Below are 17,851 nucleotides of genomic sequence, written 5' to 3'. Positions count from 1 at the left end.
CCGAAGGTGCGGCGATGTAACAGGTTCCTCCCCGCTCTGTATCGGACCTGAGAGATTCCGCCGGCTCTCGGGCCGGCTTGCACCGTCGGTGAGTCCAGCATCGCTGGGCTGCTTTCCAGAGTTGCCTTGCCGCGACGGTACAGGTGCCTGAGAGATTCCTGGGGAGGTGTTGCTCCTACGGCGCCTGCTTGCTCATGCTCGCAGGACTCTCCCGCCGCAGATCAGAGGCTTATTCGGTTGTGCTGCCTTCCAATTCTGCTATGCCCGGCGTCATTACGGCAAATGCCGGGCCCCTGGAGGGCGGCATCCCGGCCGGGTGGCCAGTACAGGGGGGCCCGGCGATCCGAAGATCACCGGGCCCCGCCGGACGCCGCAGCCACGCGCTCAGCGAGCGGCCTGCGAGCGCCTCGCCCATCGATCGGTCGCCACGTCCGCGGACCGGTGCACGCTGCGGATCGCACCGAGCAGCATGGTCGCACCGACAAGGGCCAGGATCGCCAGGACAAACAGCAGCCCACCCAGGGCAACGGTGCCGAAGAACACGGCCGTCTGAAGGTTGAACTCGAACATCGCTCCACTCGCTCTGGGCCCCGCGCCTCCCGGGACCCCACTCAATTCTGAGGCCGCTCCGAGGGGCGCACGGCGTGTCCACGGTGTGAGTTCAGACACACTGGCGCCGAGGCCGGTCAGGAGCAGGATTCGCCGCTGCCGCCGCCTGACGAGTACCCGGGCAGGCCATCGAGGAGGGTGCCGATCCCCTCGTCCCCTTCGGTCCGGCACTCGGCCGTGGGCGAGGGCGGCGGGGAGGGTGCCGGCGTCGCCGAGATGGTCCGTGCGGGGGCGGGCGCGGGGGCTTGGGCGGACGGCGCTGCGGCCCCCGGGGCCGCGGGGCTCGCGGCGGGCGACGACGGACTCCCGGTCGGAAGCGGCGTCGCGGTCGGGGCCTGCGACGCCAGGGCCGGCGGGAGGGCGGTCGGCGACACCGACGGCGGCGGGGACGACGGCGAGGGCGAGGATCCCGCCGTCGTGCCCCCGACGCCGGGCGCGGGGGCGGGGTCCGGGGACGTGAGGCCGCTCAGCGCCGAGGTCCAGGCGCCGAGGACGCCCTGCAATGAGGCGGCGCCGAGGGCGAGGAGGAGGGCGACGACGGCGCCCCAGATCAGGGCGGTCGGCACATAGCGCGCGGTCGCGGGGCGGCGGCCGGACGGCCTCCAGATCAGGGCCGCGCACAGGACGGCCCCGGCGACGACGAGGACCACAAGGGGTGCCGCGGCGAGGCCCACGATCGCCGCCGCCGCGAGGAGCGCCCCCGCGGCGGCCGCAGCCAGAGTGCGGACGGAGAGCCGGGAAGGTTCGCGAAGCTCCCGCCGGGACCTGAGCGGCCCTCCGGCGGTTCCTGCGCGGGGTCGAGTTAGAGCTGGCACCGCGGCCCATTGTGCCATGGGTCCGTGAACGGGTCTGTCACGCCCCCGACGGCGTCCGTTCCTCCCATTCGCTGCGCAGGATCCCGCACACGACGGCGTCGTACAGTTGGCCGCGGACCTTGCGCGCCTGCCGGAACCGGGCCTCCTCCAGGAAGCCGAGCTTCTGGCCGATGCGGAGCATGCCGGCGTTGCCGCTCCACGTCGCGTAGTCGAGGCGGCCGCTGTCCGTGGCGCCGAAGAGGTATCCGGTCCACAGGGCGAGGGCCTCGGTCCCGTACCCGCCGGACCAGTGGGCCGGGTCGAAGATGACGAGGCCCATGCGGCGCCACGGGAGCAGGCCCGTGCCCTCGGCGTCCTGCTCGCCCGGCTTCTCCTCCCAGTACCACGAGACCTGGCCGACGAATTCTCCGGTGGCCGCGTCCGCGACGGCGAGGGCCTCCCGCGGTTCCGGCCAGTCGCCGTCGCGCACACGGCGCTGGAGGCCGTCGCACCAGCGGTTCGCGCCCTCGGCCGTCCAGCGGGAGTAGAACGGGCCATCGTAGAGCTGCCACTCGTGGACTCCCCGGCTGCCCCCGCCGGGGGCGGGTGGGACGATCCAGCGGCGGTAGGACTCGACGTCGTCGTGCGTCCAGTCGCGCAGCACGACGCGCGAACCGGTCAAGAGGAGGGGTTCGGTCACGCGCCCACCCTACCGACCCGCGGTGACCATCCCTGCCCGACTGGCCCGGCTCGCCGTCAGCGGGCCAGGCCCGCCCGCCGGAGGGCGTCCGCGAGGGCCGTGTCGGCCGAGCCGCCCTGGGGCTGGCCGCCCTGCTGCCCTTGACTCCGCTGGCCCTGGCCTCGACCGCCCCGGCCGCGGCCCCCCTCGCGCGACGCTGCCTCGCCCGACGGGCGACGCCGGTCCTCGCCGCCGCGGCCGCTCTTCCCGCCGCGCTCGGCACCGGGCTCGTCGTCGAGGCGCAGCGTGAGCGAGATCCGCTTGCGGGCGACGTCGACGTCGAGAACCTTGACCGTGACGACCTGCCCAGAGGTGACCACCTCGCGCGGATCCGAGACGAACTTCGTGCTCATCGCCGAGACGTGCACGAGCCCGTCCTGGTGCACGCCGAGGTCGACGAAGGCCCCGAACGCCGCGACGTTGGAGACGGTCCCCTCGAGCACCATCCCGGGCCTGAGGTCCGAGATGGTCTCCACGCCCTCGGCGAGCGAGGCCGTGACGAACTCGGGCCGCGGGTCGCGGCCGGGGCGAACGAGCTCGGCCATGATGTCCCGGACCGTCGGCAGGCCGAACCGCTCGTCCACGAACTGCGCCGGGTCGAGCGTGGCGACTCGGTCCTTGGAGCCGCCGGCCGCGGCGAGGATACGCGCGGCGAGGGCGTAGGCCTCGGGGTGCACGGCGGAGGCGTCGAGCGGCTGCTTCCCCCCGGTGATCCGCAGGAAGCCCGCGCACTGCTCGAAGGCCTTGGCGCCGAGCCGCGGGACCTTCTTGAGCTCCGCGCGCGTGGCGAAGGCGCCGTTGGCATCCCGGTACTCGACGATGTTCCGGCTCAGGGTCGGGCCGACTCCGGCCACCCGCGAGAGCAGGGCCGGCGAGGCCGTATTGACGTCCACACCGACGGCGTTGACGCAGTCCTCGACGACGGCGTCGAGGCTCCGCTCGAGCTTCGCGGGCGTGACGTCGTGCTGGTACTGGCCCACGCCGATGGACTTGGGGTCGATCTTGACGAGCTCCGCGAGCGGGTCCTGGAGACGCCGGGCGATCGAGACGGCCCCGCGGAGGGAGACGTCGAGGTCCGGCAGTTCGGCGGAGGCGAGCGCGGAGGCGGAGTACACGGAGGCCCCGGCCTCGGACACGATGACCTTGGCGTTGCGGGGCTTGCCCAGGCGCGTGAGCAGCTCGCCGGCGAGCCTGTCGGTCTCGCGGCTCGCGGTGCCGTTGCCGACTGCGACGAGGTCGATGCCGTGCCTGCGGGCGAGCCCCTCGAGGGTCGCGAGCGCCTCGTCCCACTTCTTGGCCGGGGCATGCGGGTACACGGTCGCGGTGTCCACGACCTTCCCGGTCGGGTCCACGACGGCGACCTTCACTCCCGTGCGCAGCCCCGGATCGAGGCCGAGGACAGCGCGGTTCCCGGCGGGGGCCGCGAGCAGGACGTCACGCAGATTCGCCCCGAACACCTTGACGGACTCCTCCTCCGCCGCGTCGAAGAGGCGGGCGCGGAGATCCGACTCGAGCTTGGCGAGGAGCCGGCCCTGCCATGCGACCCGGACGGTCTGGGCAAGCCACTTCCCGGCGGGCGTCCCGGAGCCGCCGCGCACGCCGAGGGCGCGCGCAACCGCATTCTCGTAGCCGGCGCGGGCCTCGGCGAGGCCGTCTTCGTCGCGCGGATCCGCCTCGGCGATCTCGAGGGACAGGGCGCCCTCGCGCTCGCCACGCAGGAGCGCGAGGACCCGGTGGCCGGGCACGGAGGCGACGGGCTGGACCCAGTCGGCGAAGTCGTCGTACTTGCCGGCGCCGTCGGCGGCCCGGCGCTGGGCCGGGGCCGTCGCGGAGCCCTCGGAGGCCGCGCCGCCCTTGGCCGCTGAACGCAGCCTCCCGCCGGAGAAGAGCCGCTCGCGCAGCGCCGAGACGAGCGTTGCGTCCTGGCCGACCCGCTCAGTGAGGATTGCTCGGGCGCCCGCGAGCGCCTCGGCCGCCCCCTCGATCCCGTGCTCGGGGTTGAGGTAGGCGGCGGCGAGGGCCTCGGGGTCCCGGGAGGGATCGGCGAGGATCGCGTCGGCGAGCGGCTCGAGGCCGGCCTCGCGGGCGACCTGCGCGCGCGTGCGGCGCTTCGACCGGTAGGGGAGGTAGAGGTCCTCGAGCTCGCCCTTCGTCGCTGCCGCGAGGAGCGAGTCGTGGAGTGCGGGGGTGAGCGCGCCCTGCTCGGCGACCGAGGACAGGACTGCCCGCCGGCGGTCCTCGAGCTCGCGCAGGTACCGCAGGCGCTCCTCGAGCTCGCGCAGCTGCGCGTCGTCGAGCGTCCCCGTGGCCTCCTTCCGGTAGCGGGCGACGAACGGGACCGTCGCCCCGCCGTCGAGGAGTTCGACGGCGGCGCGGACCTGCCACGCCTGAACCCCCAGCTCGCCGGCGATCGTCCGGGCGATCGCCGCGGCAGTCTCCTCGGCGCTGGGCAGGGCGGGCTCGGCGATCGTCGTGCCGGCGGCCGGGGCGGCTGGCCCCTGGGCGGGTGGCGCGGCGGGACGGTTCACGGTGGGGGCAGGCTCAATGCTCACCGTCCTACTGTGCACCATCCCTCCGACATTCCGCGCAGCCTTTCGGCGAACGTCCCCCGGGCGCCCGATCCCCTCTCAGCCCCCGATGCCCCAGCTCAGCGCGAGCGCAACGACCCCGGCCTTGCCGAGCGTGAGCAGGGCGGCGCCGACGCCTGCCACGGCGTAGAGCCCCACGGGCACGAGGACGAGCCATTCGCGCCAGGACCCGGCGTCCCCGAGGACGGGGATGGAGAGGTGGCCGCCGCGGCGCCACATCCACCGGATGACGGGCACCTTGTGCAGCGCCCGCGGCCGGCGGAGCCGGAGGGGCCACAGGAGGTTGCACCCGCCCGTCGTGAGCATGTCTCCGGCAATGTGGACGGCGGCGCCGAGTCCGACGGCCAGCGGGAACCAGTCCTGCTCCTGGGGCGCGTACAGCGCGATGAAGAGCGCGAGCGGCACGGAGAGGATCCACGGCAGCTTCTGCAGGCCGTCCGGGAGGATCCCGAGGACCTTCGCGGCGAAGGAGACGAGAAGGAGCGAGACGAGCCCGGCCCCGACGTAGACCGTCCCCCACTCCTGCGTCTCAAGGGTCCATTGGCCCGCGAGCCAGGCGAGAGCGACGAAGAACCCGACTCCGAGGAGGGAATGCGTCCCGTTCCGGTGGCCGCCCGAGACGGCGCCGATCGCGCGGCAGAGAAGGCTCGAGACGGGCGGGAGGGACTGGGCGATGGTCGCGCTGCGATGGTCGGCGTCGGGCAGCAGCGCCGCGCCCGCGGTGACGAGTGCGCCGACGACCACGCCGACGGGCGTGGCCTCGATGACGGGCCAGCCGAGGTCGATGGCAGCCGGGCCGAGCCCGAGGGGCGCGGTGGCGCCGGAGAGGTCGATGTGGACATGCGTAGTCACTGCGACCCAGGCTGCTGCGCCACAGGCCGCGTGGTGGGCTCCCATCATGCTGTGGAGCCCTCCCTCGCCGGATGAGGGACGGTGCGATGGCAGTGCTTCACGCGCGGCGGCTCACGCGAGGCAGTCGGCGCACGCGCCGGCATCGAGATCGGCATCCCTCAGGACGCGGCCGCAGTCTCGGCACTCGCTGTGGAGGGCCAGGTCGGCGCAGCCCGCGCACCGGTGCACCTCGAAGTCCGCGAGCGCCGAACCGCAGTCGAGGCAGGCGTCCTCGACGACGGCCAGGCCTGCCCGCCGTGCCTCGTGCCCGCCGGAAGCTTCACGTGTCATCACTGCTGCTGTGCTCATGGAACGAGGCTACGGACGCCCTCCGACATTTCTCCGGCTCCCCCGCCGCGCAGGGCCCGATCCGCCGCGAGGAAACCGCTCCACGTCCCGAGCGGCGGCGTAGGCTGTCCAGCATGGCGAGATTCTTCGACGTCCATCCGGTCGACCCGCAGCCGCGCGCGATCAGCCAGGCGGTGCAGATCCTGCGGGACGGCGGCCTCATCGCATACCCGACCGACTCGTGCTACGCGCTCGGCGCCGTCATGGGCAACCGCGAGGCGCTCGACCGCATCCGCCAGATCCGTCAGCTCGACGACAAGCACCACTTCACCCTCGTCTGCCGCGAGTTCTCCCAGCTCGGACAGCTCGTGGACATGCCGAACGACGTGTTCCGGGCCATCAAATCCGTGACCCCCGGCCCCTACACGTTCATCCTCCCGGCCACGCGGGAGGTCCCCAAGCGCATGCTCCACCCCAAGAAGAAGACCGTGGGCGTGCGCATCCCGGACCACCCGGTCGTGCAAGCGCTGCTTGCCGAGCTGGGCGAGCCCCTGCTCTCCTCGACGCTGCTCCTGCCGGGCGAGGACGAGCCGCTCACCGATGGGTGGGAGATCAAGGAGCGCCTCGACAACGCGGTGGACGCCGTGATCGACGATGGCGCCACGCGGTCCGAGCCGACGACGGTCGTCGACTTCTCCTCGGGCACCGCCGAGATCGCCCGGCGCGGAGCCGGGGACCCGAGCCGCTTCGAATAGGGCGCGCGGATGGCGGCGGGCGTTGAGGGACGCCCGCCGCCGGGTGAATCCTGACGGGGATAACAGGTCTTTGGCACGCTCGACAGTTCCAGTCATGGGACTGTTGAGGGGGACGGATCCTAGAATGGAGGGAGCCAGAGGAGGTCCCCATGGGACATATCCACTATCGGGTCCGGCGCCCGCGGCACGGCCGCCCGTACCGCGCTCCCGCAGCGGTCGTGCGCCGAACGCCTTCCCTCCCCCAGCCCCAGCCACCCACCGGGCGGGGGCAGATGCGGAAGGAGGGCCTCGGCGTCGTGAGCCGGAACACGACCGCCGCCTGGCGCGGTCTCCTCGCGCCCGACGGCACCCCGCCCGCCCGCCCTCTGCAGATCGCCTACGTGCGCCGCGCGGTGTGGCGCGAGACGGGCACGATGCCCAGCCTCAAGGGCCTCACCATCGGGCAGGCCGAGCGAGTGCTCGGGGCCGTCGGGGCCGACGCCCGCCCCCTGTGGCGCGCGGGCCGCAGCGCGGGGGCCGCCAATCTCGCGGCCGTCGTCACGAAGTGGCTCATCGTCGTGCTGCTCTGCATGGAACTCCTCGCTCTCGGACGCATTGCGGGCGTGCCGTTCGTCCTCGTGGTCATGGGCGTGGCGACGCTCGCCTTCACTCGCCGCCAACGGCGCCAAGCGTTCGAGGACAGGCACTACCGGGGACCCGGGGCGCCCGGAACCACATCGGAGACCCAGGACGGCCAGCCCCCGCCCGATGGACCAGTGAAGCCTCCGCGCGGTAGCCCCTACGACGTCGCCACGTACCTGAGGCGCCTCAACGAGGACGGACCCTAAGGATGTGACATGACCCATGAGCTTTCTCGATGGCATGCCCACAGCTCTCAAAAGTCTCACCACCTTCTTCGCCGTCAGCGCCCTGTGCGGGGTGCTCGCCGTCGGCTTCCTCGCGCCCGTGACCGTGGCGACGTGGGCCGCCGCGGACAGCTCCGCGAAGTTCTTCGACAGCCTCCCGACGGAGCTCGAGGTGACCCCGCCGGCACTCGTGACGAAGATCCTCGCGGCGGACGGCTCGCTCATCGGCACCGTCTTCACCCAGAACCGGACCCCGGTGACTCTCGACCAGATCTCGCAGCACGCCAAGGATGCCCTGATCGCGATCGAGGACTACAGGTTCTACGAGCACGGCGGCGTCGACCCGACGGGCGTCGTCCGGGCCGCCATCGCCAACCTCCGCGGCGACCGGCAGGGCGCGTCGACCCTCACGCAGCAGTACGTGGCCAACGTCCTCAAGGAGAACAAGCTCGCCCGCGGCGGCGATCCGGCGGCCGTGCTCACCGGCCCGAAGAGCCTGGGCGACAAGCTGCGCGAGATGAAGCTCGCCATCGCACTCGAGAAGCGCTATTCCAAGGAGCAGATCCTCGAGGGGTACCTCAACATCGTCTACTTCAGCACGCACGCCTACGGCATCCAGGCGGCGAGCCAGTACTTCTTCACGGTCGACGCCAAGGACCTGTCCCTGCCGCAGGCCGCGCTCCTCGCGGGGATCGTCAATGGGCCCTCTGTCTACAGCCCCACGACCCAGCCCGACGCTGCGCTCGAGCGGCGCAACCTCGTGCTGGACACGATGCTCGAGCGCGGCTACATCACCCAGGAGCAGCACGACGAGGCCGTGGCGACCCCGATTGAGCTGCGGCTCAGCCCGTCCCGGCAGGGCTGCGCCTATGCCGTCCAGGCGCAGTACTTCTGCGACTACGTCCTGCACCAGGTCCTCAACGATCCGGCGTACGGCGCCACCCCCGAGGACCGCGCCCTGACGGTCCAGCGCAGCGGCCTGGTCATCACGACCACGCTCGACCCGCGGCTCCAGGGGCCGGCCCAGACCCAAGTGGACGCGACAGCGGGCGCAAACCCGGACAGGTGGGGCGCCTCGCTCGTCACGGTCCAGCCGGGGACGGGCAGGGTGCTGTCGATGGCCCAGAACACCCGGATGCTCGAGGGCCAGGGCCTCGACTTCGTCACGAGCTACAACTTCAACGTCGACCGCACCGACGCCAACGGCAACCAGCTCGGCGGCGCCGGCGGCTTCCAGCCGGGATCCGCGATGAAGCCCGTGACGCTCGCGGCCTGGCTCAGCGAGGGCAAGCCGACCGATCAAGTCGTCAACGCGGCCCAGCGCCGCTACCCGCTCAACCACCCGTGGAGGAACACCTGCGCACGTGTCACCGGAGCGTTCGACGACACAACGGTCAGCCTGGGGACCGCTCCAGACCTTCGGAACAACGACGAGGGCTGGTACCGGCCCCTGACCGTCCGCGAGGGCGTCTACAACTCGATCAACACCGCGACCTTCGCCTCCGCGGCAGGCCTGCGTGACTTCTGCAGCATCCAGCGGGCCGCGGACGCCCTCGGGATGCACGACGGCGAGGGGCGGGCCGCGCCGCTGGACATGTCGACCCTGGGCAACCTGCTGGGCGGCCCGAACGTGTCCCCGCTGACGATGGCGAACGCGTTCGCGACCTTCGCGGCGAACGGGACGCACTGCGTACCGATCTCGATCACCGAAGTGAAGGACGCGAACGGCAACAGGCTCGGTGGCCAGACGCCGCAGTGCCGCGCTGGGGCCCTGTCACCCGATGTCGCGAAGGCTGCGACGAACGTCCTCCAGGACGTCCTGACGAAGGGCTCGGGGTACCACATCAAGGACAACTCCGACCGGACCATCTCCATCGGCGCGCCCGCCGCCGCCAAGACCGGGACGAACCAGTTCAACAGCCAGACCTGGGTCATGGGGTACACACGCGGCCTCTCCACCGCATCGTTCTTCGGGGAGGCGCTGGGCAATCCGGAGGACCGCGTGGGCCGCAACGTCGTCATCAACGGGAAGTTCTGGCCCAACATCGACGGCGCCTACATCGCCGGGCCGCAGTGGGCCTACTACATGCGCACCGTGCTGGTCCATTACGACCGTGGGGGCTTCGATCCCCCGCCCCCGCACCTGATCCGCGCCGGGGCTCCTCCGCCCCGGCCCTGACCTCCCGCCCCCTGCGCTGACGGGCGACGGCGGGGGTCTGCAGAGCCCCCTGCCGGATTCGAACCGGCGACCCTCTGTTTACAAGACAGATGCTCTGGCCAACTGAGCTAAGGAGGCGCGGCGCCCGGCGCGGCTCGGAGCCGTCGGACGCTCCCACCAGCGTAGCGTGAACGGCGGGTCGGCGGGGAATTGTCGCTCGCGCTGCGCTGGACCCGCCAGAGATGGGACGGGCCCGGCCCCCCGCGAGGGGACCGGGCCGGCGTCGTGCGCGTGCGAAGCGTCAGGCGGCGGCAGGCACCTTCGCCGCCACCGCGGCGTCGACGAACTGGTCGAAGCCCTGCTGGGCGGACTCGCCGATGCCCCACTGCTTGCCGTCGACGAACGCAGTCGGGGTGCCGGTCACGCCGGAGGCCGAGGCGAGCTGGGTGTCGTACTTGACCATCGGGCGGTAGGTCTTGTCCTCGACACACTGGTCGATGGTGGCGCCGAGGCCGCGGGCGATTTCCTTGAGCTTGTCGTCGGACAGGCCCGCGCCGCCCTCGGCAGGCTGCTGCGCCATGAGCTCGTCGACGAACGCCGCGTAGTGCTGCGGCGTCGAGTTCACGACGCATGCGGCGGCGTTCGCGGCGCGCGAGGAGTAGTTGGTCGTGGACTGGCGGTCCAGGAAGCCGATGGCGCGATACTCCACGGTGACCTTGCCCTCGTCCCGCAGCTGCGTGAGCTTCTCGCCGTACGTTGCCTCGAACTGCTTGCAGGCTGGGCAGATGAAGTCGATGTACAGGACCACCTTGACCGGCTCGCCCGCGGGGGATGCCTCGACGCCGGGGGCGCTCGCGGGCTGGCCCGCTGTGGGCTGCGATGTGGGCGCGGGCACGGAAGCGACGTCGACCGTCGAGGCCGGCACGGCGGTCACCTCAGTGCCCTTGCCGAGGGTGACGCCGCCGTACTGGTTCGAGTTCGCCGCGCGCGGCCCCGTGTCCGCGATGGGCGCGTTCTGGCGGAGGGAGGTCGTGACGACGAGCGCGACGACGGCGACGACGGCGACGAGCGCGGCCACGACGCCCCAACGGAGGAGGAGCTTGTTGCGCTTCTCCCTCTTGAGCTGCTCCTCGCGGATCTGGCGGGCCTTCTCGCGGGCGGCCGCGGTACGCTCGGCCTTGGTCTGTCGTGGCTGGTTGGCGGGGCTCATCGTTCCTCGTGATCGGTTCGCGGCGCGCACGAAGCACGCACGTGGTCGGCGACGGGGTCAGTGTATTCCAGTGCGCTGGACTGGCCCGGGCCGGGTAATTCCTCTTCGCGCAACGAGCCGCGCCCGCCCGCAGTTCCCCGCCGCTGTGTGACGTGCGGCTCAGGCCCACGGGTAGGGTGGACGGCAAGACCAACGGACCAAGTCCAGGGAGCCGAACGTGAGTCAGAAGACCGTCAGCAGTCCGCTCGAGGATCAGGAGGATAGCACGCGGCCGAACGCCGCGCCCTCGGACGCCTACGACTTCCTCGTCGTCTCGAACCGGCTCCCGGTGGACCGGGCGGGCGACGGCGACGACAACGGCTGGCGGCGGTCGCCCGGCGGCCTGGTGACCGCGCTCGCGCCCATCATGGAGAAGTCCGACGGCGCGTGGGTAGGCTGGCACGGCGCGGCGGACGAGGAGCTCGAGCCCTTCGAGCACGACAGCATGGCCCTCGTGCCGGTGCCGCTCAGCGCGGACGAGCTCGAGCTCTACTACGAGGGCTTCTCCAACGCCACGCTGTGGCCGCTCTACCACGACGTCATCGCCCCGCCCGAGTTCCACCGGGCATGGTGGGAGGCCTACCAGCGCGTCAACCAGCGCTTCGCGGACGCTGTGATCGCCCACGCGGCCCAGGGCGCCATGGTGTGGGTGCAGGACTACCAGCTCCAGCTCGTCCCAGCGATGCTCCGAGCCGCGCGCCCCGACCTGAAGATCGGGTTCTTCAACCACATCCCCTTCCCGCCGCAGGAGATCTTCGCCCAGCTTCCGTGGCGGCGGCAGGTCCTCGAAGGCCTCCTCGGCGCCGACCTGCTCGGCTTCCAGCGCCCCAACGACGCCTCGAACTTCGCGCGCGCCGCCCGCCGCTTCACCGCTGCGACGGGCAAGGGCACGCGCCTGGCCGTCATGGAGGGCGGCCGCGAGCGCCTCGTCCGCGCCGAGGCCTTCCCCATCTCCATCGACACCCAGCGCATCTCCGAGCTCGCCTCACGGCCGGACATCATCGAACGGGCGCGCCAGATCCGCCACGACCTCGGCGACCCGAAGACGATCATGCTCGGCGTGGACCGCCTCGACTACACGAAGGGCATCCGCCACCGGCTCAAGGCCTTCGAGGAGCTCCTGACGGACGGGCGGGTCAAGGTCGGCGAGGTCACGCTGATCCAGGTCGCGAGCCCGAGCCGCGAGCGCGTCGAGCAGTACCGGCTCCTCCGCGAGGAGGTCGAGGGCACCGTGGGACGGATCAACGGCACGTTCGACACGATGCAGCACACCGCCGTCCGCTACCTCCACCATTCCTACCCCGTCGAGGAGATGGTCGCGCTGTACCTCGCGGCCGACGTCATGCTCGTCACGGCCCTGCGGGATGGCATGAACCTCGTGGCCAAGGAGTACGTGGCGGCGCGGCGCGACGGCACCGGGGCGCTCATCCTCAGCGAATTCACGGGCGCGGCGGACCAGCTCAAGCAGGCCCTCCTCATCAACCCGCACGACATCGCCGGCCTCAAGAACGCCATCACGACGGCGATCACCCTCCCCTCGGGCGTCGCGGGCCGGCGCATGAAGGCGATGCGGAGGCAGATCCTCGTGCACAACGTCGAGGAGTGGTCCTCCATCTTCCTCTCCCGCCTCACGGAGGTGTGCCGGTGAGCCTCGACGGGCCCCTGCAGGCGGCGCTGCGGCGCCTCGCCGGCGTCGAGCGCCTCCTCGTCGCCCTGGATTTCGACGGCGTGGTCTCGCCGATTGTCGAGCGCGCGGAGCAGGCGCGGCCCACCCCGGCGACGGCCGACGCCGTCGTGCGCCTCGCCGCCCTCCCGCTGACCTGGACGGCGTTCGTCTCGGGCCGCTCGCTCGCGAGCCTGCAGTCCGTCGCGTCGCCCGACCCACGGACGCTGCTGATCGGCAGCCACGGCGCCGAGGTGCGGCTCGGCGGCGAGGAGCACCCCGTGGTCCTCGACCCGGACCAGACCGCCGCCCTCGCGGACCTGCACCGCGTCTGCACGGAGGTTTCGTCCCAGGCTCCGGGGACGTGGGTCGAGGAGAAGCCGGCGGGCCGCGTGCTGCACACGCGCCAGGCCAGCGCCGACGTCGCCGAGGCCGCGGTCGCGGAGGCACGGCGGCAGCTCGACGGGCGCACGGACATCTTCCTCAAGACGGGCAAGCAGGTCCTCGAGGGCTCGGTCGTGCACGCGACGAAGGGCGAGGGGCTCGCGTTCCTCCGCCAGGTCGCCGAGGCCGACGGCGTGTTCTTCGCAGGCGACGACGTCACCGACGAGGACGGGTTCCGGGCCCTCGAAGCGGCGGACGTCGGGATCAAGGTCGGGCCCGGGGAGACGGTCGCACGGTTCCGGGTCGACACGACCGAGGACGTCGCGCGCATCGTGGAGTTCCTCGCGCGGCTGCGCTCGGAGCTCACCGCCGAGCGGACGGCTGGGGAGGCCGAGCCCCGCTGACACCCGGGCGTCCACATCATGGGATGTTGCGGAAGTCACATTTCCTCCCGCGTGTGATGCATGCCATACTCGAGTCTGTGAGCGAGGGCACTGCCCCCGCTGAGGTGGTTGTGCCAAAATGGGCGCCGTCAGGATCGACGGCCTGTTCTGGCCGGGCTCCTTTCGCACACAACTGAACAACAAGAACCATTCACTACGGATCGTCCGGCACGTACCTGCCGGTGAAGGGATTGATGACTGTGGCTACAGTTACTTTCGATAATGCGACGCGTCTGTACCCGGGCACTGACAAGCCCGCCGTCGACAAGCTCAACATCGAGATCGCAGACGGTGAGTTCCTCGTCCTGGTCGGCCCGTCGGGCTGTGGCAAGTCGACCTCCCTCCGCATGCTCGCTGGCCTCGAGGACGTCAACTCGGGCCGCATCCTCATCGGCGACCGCGACGTGACGGACGTCCCGCCGAAGGACCGCGACATCGCGATGGTCTTCCAGAACTACGCGCTGTACCCGCACATGACCGTCGCGGACAACATGGGCTTCGCCCTCAAGATCGCCGGCATCTCCAAGGAGGAGCGCGCGCAGCGCGTCCGCGAGGCCGCCAAGCTCCTCGACCTCGAGCAGTACCTCGACCGCAAGCCGAAGGCCCTCTCCGGTGGCCAGCGCCAGCGTGTCGCCATGGGCCGCGCGATCGTCCGCAACCCGCAGGTCTTCCTCATGGACGAGCCGCTCTCGAACCTCGACGCCAAGCTCCGCGTCCAGACCCGCACCCAGATCGCCTCCCTGACGCGCCGCCTCGGCGTCACGACCGTCTACGTCACGCACGACCAGGTCGAGGCCATGACGATGGGCGATCGCGTCGCCGTCCTCAAGGACGGCCTCCTCCAGCAGGTCGACACCCCGCGCAGGCTCTACGACCGCCCGGCGAACGTGTTCGTCGCCGGCTTCATCGGCTCCCCGGCGATGAATCTGCTCGAGCTCCCCGAGGTCGACGGCGGTGTGAAGTTCGGCGGCGCCGTGTACCCGGTCTCCCGCGAGGTCCTCTCCGAGGCCCACGGCAGCACGGTGACCCTCGGCGTCCGCCCGGAGGACCTCGAGACGGCCTCCGTGGGCGACGGCCTCGAGGTCGAGGTCGACGTCGTCGAGGAGCTCGGCGCCGACGCCTATGTGTACGGCCACACGACGCTCAACGGCGAGAACCACGACATCGTCGCCCGCGTCGACGGCCGCCGCCCCCCGATGAAGGGCGAGAAGATCTGGGTCCGCCCGCAGCAGGGCCACGTCCACCTCTTCGACACCAAGACCGGCCTGCGCCTCGGCGACTGACTGTTGCGAGACGCCTGACGCCGTCAGCTGTGCCCGCCGGGTCTCCCGGCGGGCACAGCCGTGTGCGGGGCTGGGTGACGCAGACTATCGAGGGAAGAATGGGAAACATGACGGAACAGAGCAGCGCCACGTGGCAGGACGAGCCCACGGACTACGACGAGTTGGGCAAGCTCCCCCGGCGCGAGCCGCTGGCCGAGCCGCCGTCCGCTCCCGTCCTGGGTTCCCTGAGCATCACGGCCGCTGCCGCCGACCCGGAGCTTCTGGACCTGCCCTGGCACATCCGGCTCGAGGAGTGGCCGGACGAGCACCTCGCCGCCCTACCCCGCGGCATCTCGCGCCACATCGTGCGCTTCGCCAAGCTGGGCAACTCCGTCATCGCCGTCAAGGAGACCGGCGAGCACATCGCCCGGCACGAGTACCACATGCTGCGGAAGCTCCAGCGGCTCGACGTGCCCTGCGTCGAGCCGGTCGCCGTCATCCGCGACCGGCAGGCCCCCGACGGCACGCCGCTCGACCCGGTCCTCGTGACCCGGCACCTGAAGTTCTCACTCCCCTACCGCGCGCTCTTCTCGCAGACCCTGCGCCGCGACACGCTCACGCGCCTCATCGACGCGCAGGCCCTCCTGCTCGTTCGCCTCCACCTCGTGGGCTTCTACTGGGGCGACGTCTCGCTCTCCAACACGCTCTTCCGCCGCGACGCGGGCGCCTTCGCCGCCTACCTCGTTGACGCCGAGACGGGCGAGCTGTACCCGGACCTCTCGACGGGCCAGCGCGAGTACGATCTCGAGATCGCCCGCGTGAACATCGCCGGCGAGCTCATGGACCTCCTCGAGGGCGGGCTCATCGACGAGGAGGTCGATCCGGTCGCCACGAGCGAGCGGATCATGGACTCCTACCGGAACCTGTGGGCCGAGCTCACCGAGAAGGAGTCCTTCGAGCTCGGCGAGCGCTGGCGCGTCGGGGCGCGCATCCGCCGTCTCAACGAGCTCGGCTTCGACGTCGAGGAGTACGCGATCAAGACGACGCCGGACGGCGCGACGATCCAGCTCCAGCCAAAGGTGGTCGACGCAGGACACCACCAGCGCCGCCTCCTGCGGCTCACGGGCCTCGACGCGCAGGAGAACCAGGCCCGGCGCCTCCTGAACGACATGGACTCGTTCCGCGCGGACAACTTCCCGGATCAGGACGAGGAGATCAGCGCGCACGCATGGGTCAGCCAGGTCTTCGAGCCCGTCGTCAAGGCCATCCCGAAGGAGCTCTCCGGCAAGCTCGAGCCCGCCGAGGTCGTGCACCAGGTCCTCGAGCACCGCTGGTACATGTCCGAGAAGCTCGACCGCTACGTCCCCCTCGCGGAGACGCTCCAGTCGTACATCGACAACGTCCTGCGGCACCGCCGGGACGAGGCAGCGATCATGCTCAACCCCGACACCCAGACGCTCAAGGTCATCGAGACAGAGGACGCGCGGCACAGCGAGGACGACGACGACTGACGCCCGAGCGGGCCCGTCAGGCCACGTGCTCGGCGAGCCACTCGACGAGGGGGCGCAGCTGCCGCCACCGCTCGCGGATGCGATCCTCGGCCGCCGGCTCGTCGAGCCAGTCCGGCTGCCCGAAGGTGATGCCCGCGGTGAGCGACTTGTGCTTGAGCAGCTCCGCCCTCGGGTGGTCTTTCGGGAACTCCCGCGGCACGGTCTTGAGCCGCTCGCCGCCGATCGTGAACCCGGCACCCTGCACGTCTCCGACGACACGCTCGAGCTCGGCGCCCGGGCCCTCGGCGTTGACCGCCCGCCGGAAGCGGGCCACGGTCTCGGGCGTGTGGGCGTGGAAGCCTCCGCCGACCATGAGCCCCGACGCGTCGAGGTGCAGGTAGTAGCCGATGCCCTCTGCCGCCGCGACGAACCCTCCCTGGTGGGTCTTGTACGGAGACTTGTCGGGGCTGAACCGCACGTCCCGGTTCGGGCGGAACGCCTTGCCGGGCCCGAACTCCTCGGACATGGCGTCGAGCAGCGCGAGCATGGGCTCGTGCACGGCCCGCTCGTACACGTCCTTGTGCTCGATCCACCAGTCGCGGGTGTTGTTCTCTTCGAGCTCGGCGTAGAAGCGCGGACCGTCGGCGGGGAAACCCTCGAATGCGCCCATGCCCAGCATCTTCCCCCGCGCCTCGGGACGCGTCCAGAGGCCGGGTCGGCGGCGCGCAGGGACTTCATCGTCCCGTCCAGCACGGCTGCGCCCCGCGAGGCTACTGGGCGGAGCCCTGGGAGCCCATGAACCGGGCGTAGCGGGCAAAAGCGCGGGGCAAGAACTCCGCGTAGACGGCGCGTTCAGCGTGGTCAACCTCGCTCGTGGCCCATCCGACCTGCACGAGCTCGACCCTTGTCCCGCCGGCAGCGACAGGAATCCAGCGGATCTCGACCTCCGTCGAGCGGCCCGCCGGTCCTCCCTGGTGCCAGGCCAGACCGAGTCGAGTGGGCGGCTCCCACGCCGTGACGTCGGCCCACTCCGTGAGATCGCCCTCGGCAGACGTCTCGACGAGCGACCCTTCCTCGAAGCCGGCGTAACTCCCCGGACCGTGCACGCTCAGGTCCTCGAAGGGCCACCAGAGGTGCAGGTACTCTGTGAAGCCCGCGAAGGCATGGTCCAGTGCCGCCGGCACGTCCACGGCGCATTCGACCGGTCGAGCAGGCGCCATGGGCGCCGCGGAGGCAGACGCATCCGCGGGGAGCGGCTCGGGATGCGAGAAGAGCGGAGCCGTGGGGACAGGGCGGAGCTCGTCCTCGGCGTTCATGGCATTCCTCCTCGGGTGGGCTTGGTGGTCTCGCGTGGGCGTGGTTGTTAAATGCCGGAGGGCCCCCTGGTGTGGGGGCCCTCTACGGGTGGTGTTGTCCGGCGGTGTCCTACTCTCCCACACCCTGTCGGGTGCAGTACCATCGGCGCTGTGGGTCTTAGCTTCCGGGTTCGGGATGGGACCGGGCGTTTCCCCCACGCTATGACCGCCGTAACCCTGTGTCCCGGCCCGCACGCGCGTGGTGTGGGTGGGAAGTCTTGTGGTCACGGTGTTTCGTGAGCGTTATTCGGTTGTGGTGGTGCCCCTGCCGCTGCCCCCCGTTGGTTGGGGGGCGGGGTTTGTTGTCTGGGGACCGTAGAGTGGACGCGTGCAGTTCC

General features: G+C 71.3%; 16 protein-coding genes, 1 tRNA gene, 1 rRNA gene and 2 riboswitches. Of the genes, 7 read left to right on the top strand and 11 right to left on the bottom strand.

The window, feature by feature from the left end; genetic code table 11:
* Positions 1-26 precede the first annotated feature (26 nt).
* Positions 27-124: riboswitch (glycine riboswitch) on the bottom strand.
* Between the two features lies 1 nt (position 125).
* Positions 126-224, bottom strand: a riboswitch (glycine riboswitch).
* Between the two features lie 160 nt (positions 225-384).
* The 6 genes from BV907_RS16215 to BV907_RS16190 form a co-directional block, all read right to left on the bottom strand.
* Positions 385-570: a hypothetical protein gene (locus BV907_RS16215; RefSeq protein ID WP_077490780.1), complete on the bottom strand. Its 186-nt coding sequence runs from the start codon at positions 568-570 to the stop codon at positions 385-387.
* Positions 571-686: 116 nt separating this feature from the next.
* The gene (locus BV907_RS18575) at positions 687-1,424 is read right to left on the bottom strand and encodes a hypothetical protein (protein WP_139346837.1); all 738 of its coding nucleotides are present in this window, start codon (positions 1,422-1,424) and stop codon (positions 687-689) included.
* Positions 1,425-1,461: 37 nt separating this feature from the next.
* Positions 1,462-2,103, bottom strand: coding sequence for a GNAT family N-acetyltransferase (locus BV907_RS16205; RefSeq protein WP_077490778.1), 642 nt, complete (start codon positions 2,101-2,103; stop codon positions 1,462-1,464).
* Between the two features lie 56 nt (positions 2,104-2,159).
* Positions 2,160-4,610, bottom strand: coding sequence for a Tex family protein (locus tag BV907_RS16200; protein ID WP_245828041.1), 2,451 nt, complete (start codon positions 4,608-4,610; stop codon positions 2,160-2,162).
* A 159-nt stretch (positions 4,611-4,769) separates the two neighbouring features.
* Positions 4,770-5,627: a metal-dependent hydrolase gene (locus BV907_RS16195; protein ID WP_281250879.1), complete on the bottom strand. Its 858-nt coding sequence runs from the start codon at positions 5,625-5,627 to the stop codon at positions 4,770-4,772.
* A 66-nt stretch (positions 5,628-5,693) separates the two neighbouring features.
* Positions 5,694-5,930: a hypothetical protein gene (locus BV907_RS16190; protein WP_139346836.1), complete on the bottom strand. Its 237-nt coding sequence runs from the start codon at positions 5,928-5,930 to the stop codon at positions 5,694-5,696.
* 113 nt (positions 5,931-6,043) lie between these two features.
* On the opposite strand from BV907_RS16190, the gene BV907_RS16185 reads away from it, so the two are divergent.
* From BV907_RS16185 to BV907_RS16175, 3 genes are all read left to right on the top strand, one after another.
* A complete protein-coding gene (locus BV907_RS16185) occupies positions 6,044-6,664 on the top strand; it encodes an L-threonylcarbamoyladenylate synthase (protein WP_077490774.1) in 621 nt (206 codons plus the stop codon).
* Positions 6,665-6,813: 149 nt separating this feature from the next.
* A complete protein-coding gene (locus BV907_RS16180; RefSeq protein WP_139346835.1) occupies positions 6,814-7,491 on the top strand; it encodes a hypothetical protein in 678 nt (225 codons plus the stop codon).
* Between the two features lie 16 nt (positions 7,492-7,507).
* Complete coding sequence (locus BV907_RS16175) at positions 7,508-9,688, top strand: transglycosylase domain-containing protein (RefSeq protein ID WP_077490772.1); 2,181 nt, start codon at positions 7,508-7,510, stop codon at positions 9,686-9,688.
* Between the two features lie 43 nt (positions 9,689-9,731).
* Here the strand turns inward: BV907_RS16175 and BV907_RS16170 are convergent.
* Positions 9,732-9,805, bottom strand: a tRNA-Thr gene (locus tag BV907_RS16170).
* Positions 9,806-9,968: 163 nt separating this feature from the next.
* Positions 9,969-10,877 carry a DsbA family protein gene (locus tag BV907_RS16165; RefSeq protein ID WP_077490771.1) on the bottom strand — a complete coding sequence of 303 codons (909 nt, stop codon included), beginning with the start codon at positions 10,875-10,877 and terminating at the stop codon, positions 9,969-9,971.
* Between the two features lie 217 nt (positions 10,878-11,094).
* On the opposite strand from BV907_RS16165, the gene BV907_RS18570 reads away from it, so the two are divergent.
* From BV907_RS18570 to BV907_RS16150, 4 genes are all read left to right on the top strand, one after another.
* Entirely contained in the window at positions 11,095-12,564 is a 1,470-nt protein-coding gene (locus tag BV907_RS18570) for an alpha,alpha-trehalose-phosphate synthase (UDP-forming) (protein WP_139346834.1), read from the top strand.
* Positions 12,561-13,367 carry a trehalose-phosphatase gene (gene otsB / locus BV907_RS18565; protein WP_245828033.1) on the top strand — a complete coding sequence of 269 codons (807 nt, stop codon included), beginning with the start codon at positions 12,561-12,563 and terminating at the stop codon, positions 13,365-13,367. The genes BV907_RS18570 and otsB overlap by 4 nt, the downstream gene beginning before the upstream one ends.
* Positions 13,368-13,606: 239 nt before the next feature.
* Entirely contained in the window at positions 13,607-14,689 is a 1,083-nt protein-coding gene (locus BV907_RS16155; RefSeq protein WP_077490847.1) for an ABC transporter ATP-binding protein, read from the top strand.
* Between the two features lie 107 nt (positions 14,690-14,796).
* Positions 14,797-16,179, top strand: coding sequence for a DUF4032 domain-containing protein (locus BV907_RS16150; protein WP_077490770.1), 1,383 nt, complete (start codon positions 14,797-14,799; stop codon positions 16,177-16,179).
* A gap of 16 nt (positions 16,180-16,195) precedes the next feature.
* On the opposite strand, the gene BV907_RS16145 is transcribed toward BV907_RS16150, so the two are convergent.
* The 3 genes from BV907_RS16145 to rrf all read right to left on the bottom strand — a co-directional run bounded on the left by BV907_RS16145 (position 16,196) and on the right by rrf (position 17,687).
* Positions 16,196-16,828: a DUF2461 domain-containing protein gene (locus tag BV907_RS16145; protein WP_077490846.1), complete on the bottom strand. Its 633-nt coding sequence runs from the start codon at positions 16,826-16,828 to the stop codon at positions 16,196-16,198.
* Positions 16,829-16,928: 100 nt separating this feature from the next.
* Positions 16,929-17,474 (bottom strand): SRPBCC family protein, encoded by a 546-nt coding sequence (locus BV907_RS16140; RefSeq protein WP_077490769.1) that lies wholly within the window; start codon positions 17,472-17,474, stop codon positions 16,929-16,931.
* Positions 17,475-17,570: 96 nt separating this feature from the next.
* Positions 17,571-17,687, bottom strand: a 5S ribosomal RNA gene (gene rrf, locus BV907_RS16135).
* Positions 17,688-17,851 lie beyond the last annotated feature (164 nt).

Source organism: Sinomonas mesophila, assembly GCF_001999765.1.
GTDB lineage: Bacteria > Actinomycetota > Actinomycetes > Actinomycetales > Micrococcaceae > Sinomonas > Sinomonas mesophila.
This window is presented reverse-complemented; position numbering and strand designations above follow the sequence as displayed.

Excerpts from the sequence above, each read along its gene's own strand:
- BV907_RS16215 (WP_077490780.1), bottom strand. The coding sequence starts at position 570 with ATGTTCGAGTTCAACCTTCAGACGGCCGTGTTCTTCGGCACCGTTGCC.
- BV907_RS16185 (WP_077490774.1), top strand. The coding sequence starts at position 6,044 with ATGGCGAGATTCTTCGACGTCCATCCGGTCGACCCGCAGCCGCGCGCG.
- BV907_RS16190 (WP_139346836.1), bottom strand. The coding sequence starts at position 5,930 with ATGAGCACAGCAGCAGTGATGACACGTGAAGCTTCCGGCGGGCACGAG.
- BV907_RS16165 (WP_077490771.1), bottom strand. The coding sequence starts at position 10,877 with ATGAGCCCCGCCAACCAGCCACGACAGACCAAGGCCGAGCGTACCGCG.
- BV907_RS16145 (WP_077490846.1), bottom strand. The coding sequence starts at position 16,828 with ATGGGCGCATTCGAGGGTTTCCCCGCCGACGGTCCGCGCTTCTACGCC.
- BV907_RS16150 (WP_077490770.1), top strand. The coding sequence starts at position 14,797 with ATGACGGAACAGAGCAGCGCCACGTGGCAGGACGAGCCCACGGACTAC.
- BV907_RS16195 (WP_281250879.1), bottom strand. The coding sequence starts at position 5,627 with ATGGGAGCCCACCACGCGGCCTGTGGCGCAGCAGCCTGGGTCGCAGTG.
- BV907_RS16140 (WP_077490769.1), bottom strand. The coding sequence starts at position 17,474 with ATGAACGCCGAGGACGAGCTCCGCCCTGTCCCCACGGCTCCGCTCTTC.
- BV907_RS16180 (WP_139346835.1), top strand. The coding sequence starts at position 6,814 with ATGGGACATATCCACTATCGGGTCCGGCGCCCGCGGCACGGCCGCCCG.
- BV907_RS16175 (WP_077490772.1), top strand. The coding sequence starts at position 7,508 with ATGAGCTTTCTCGATGGCATGCCCACAGCTCTCAAAAGTCTCACCACC.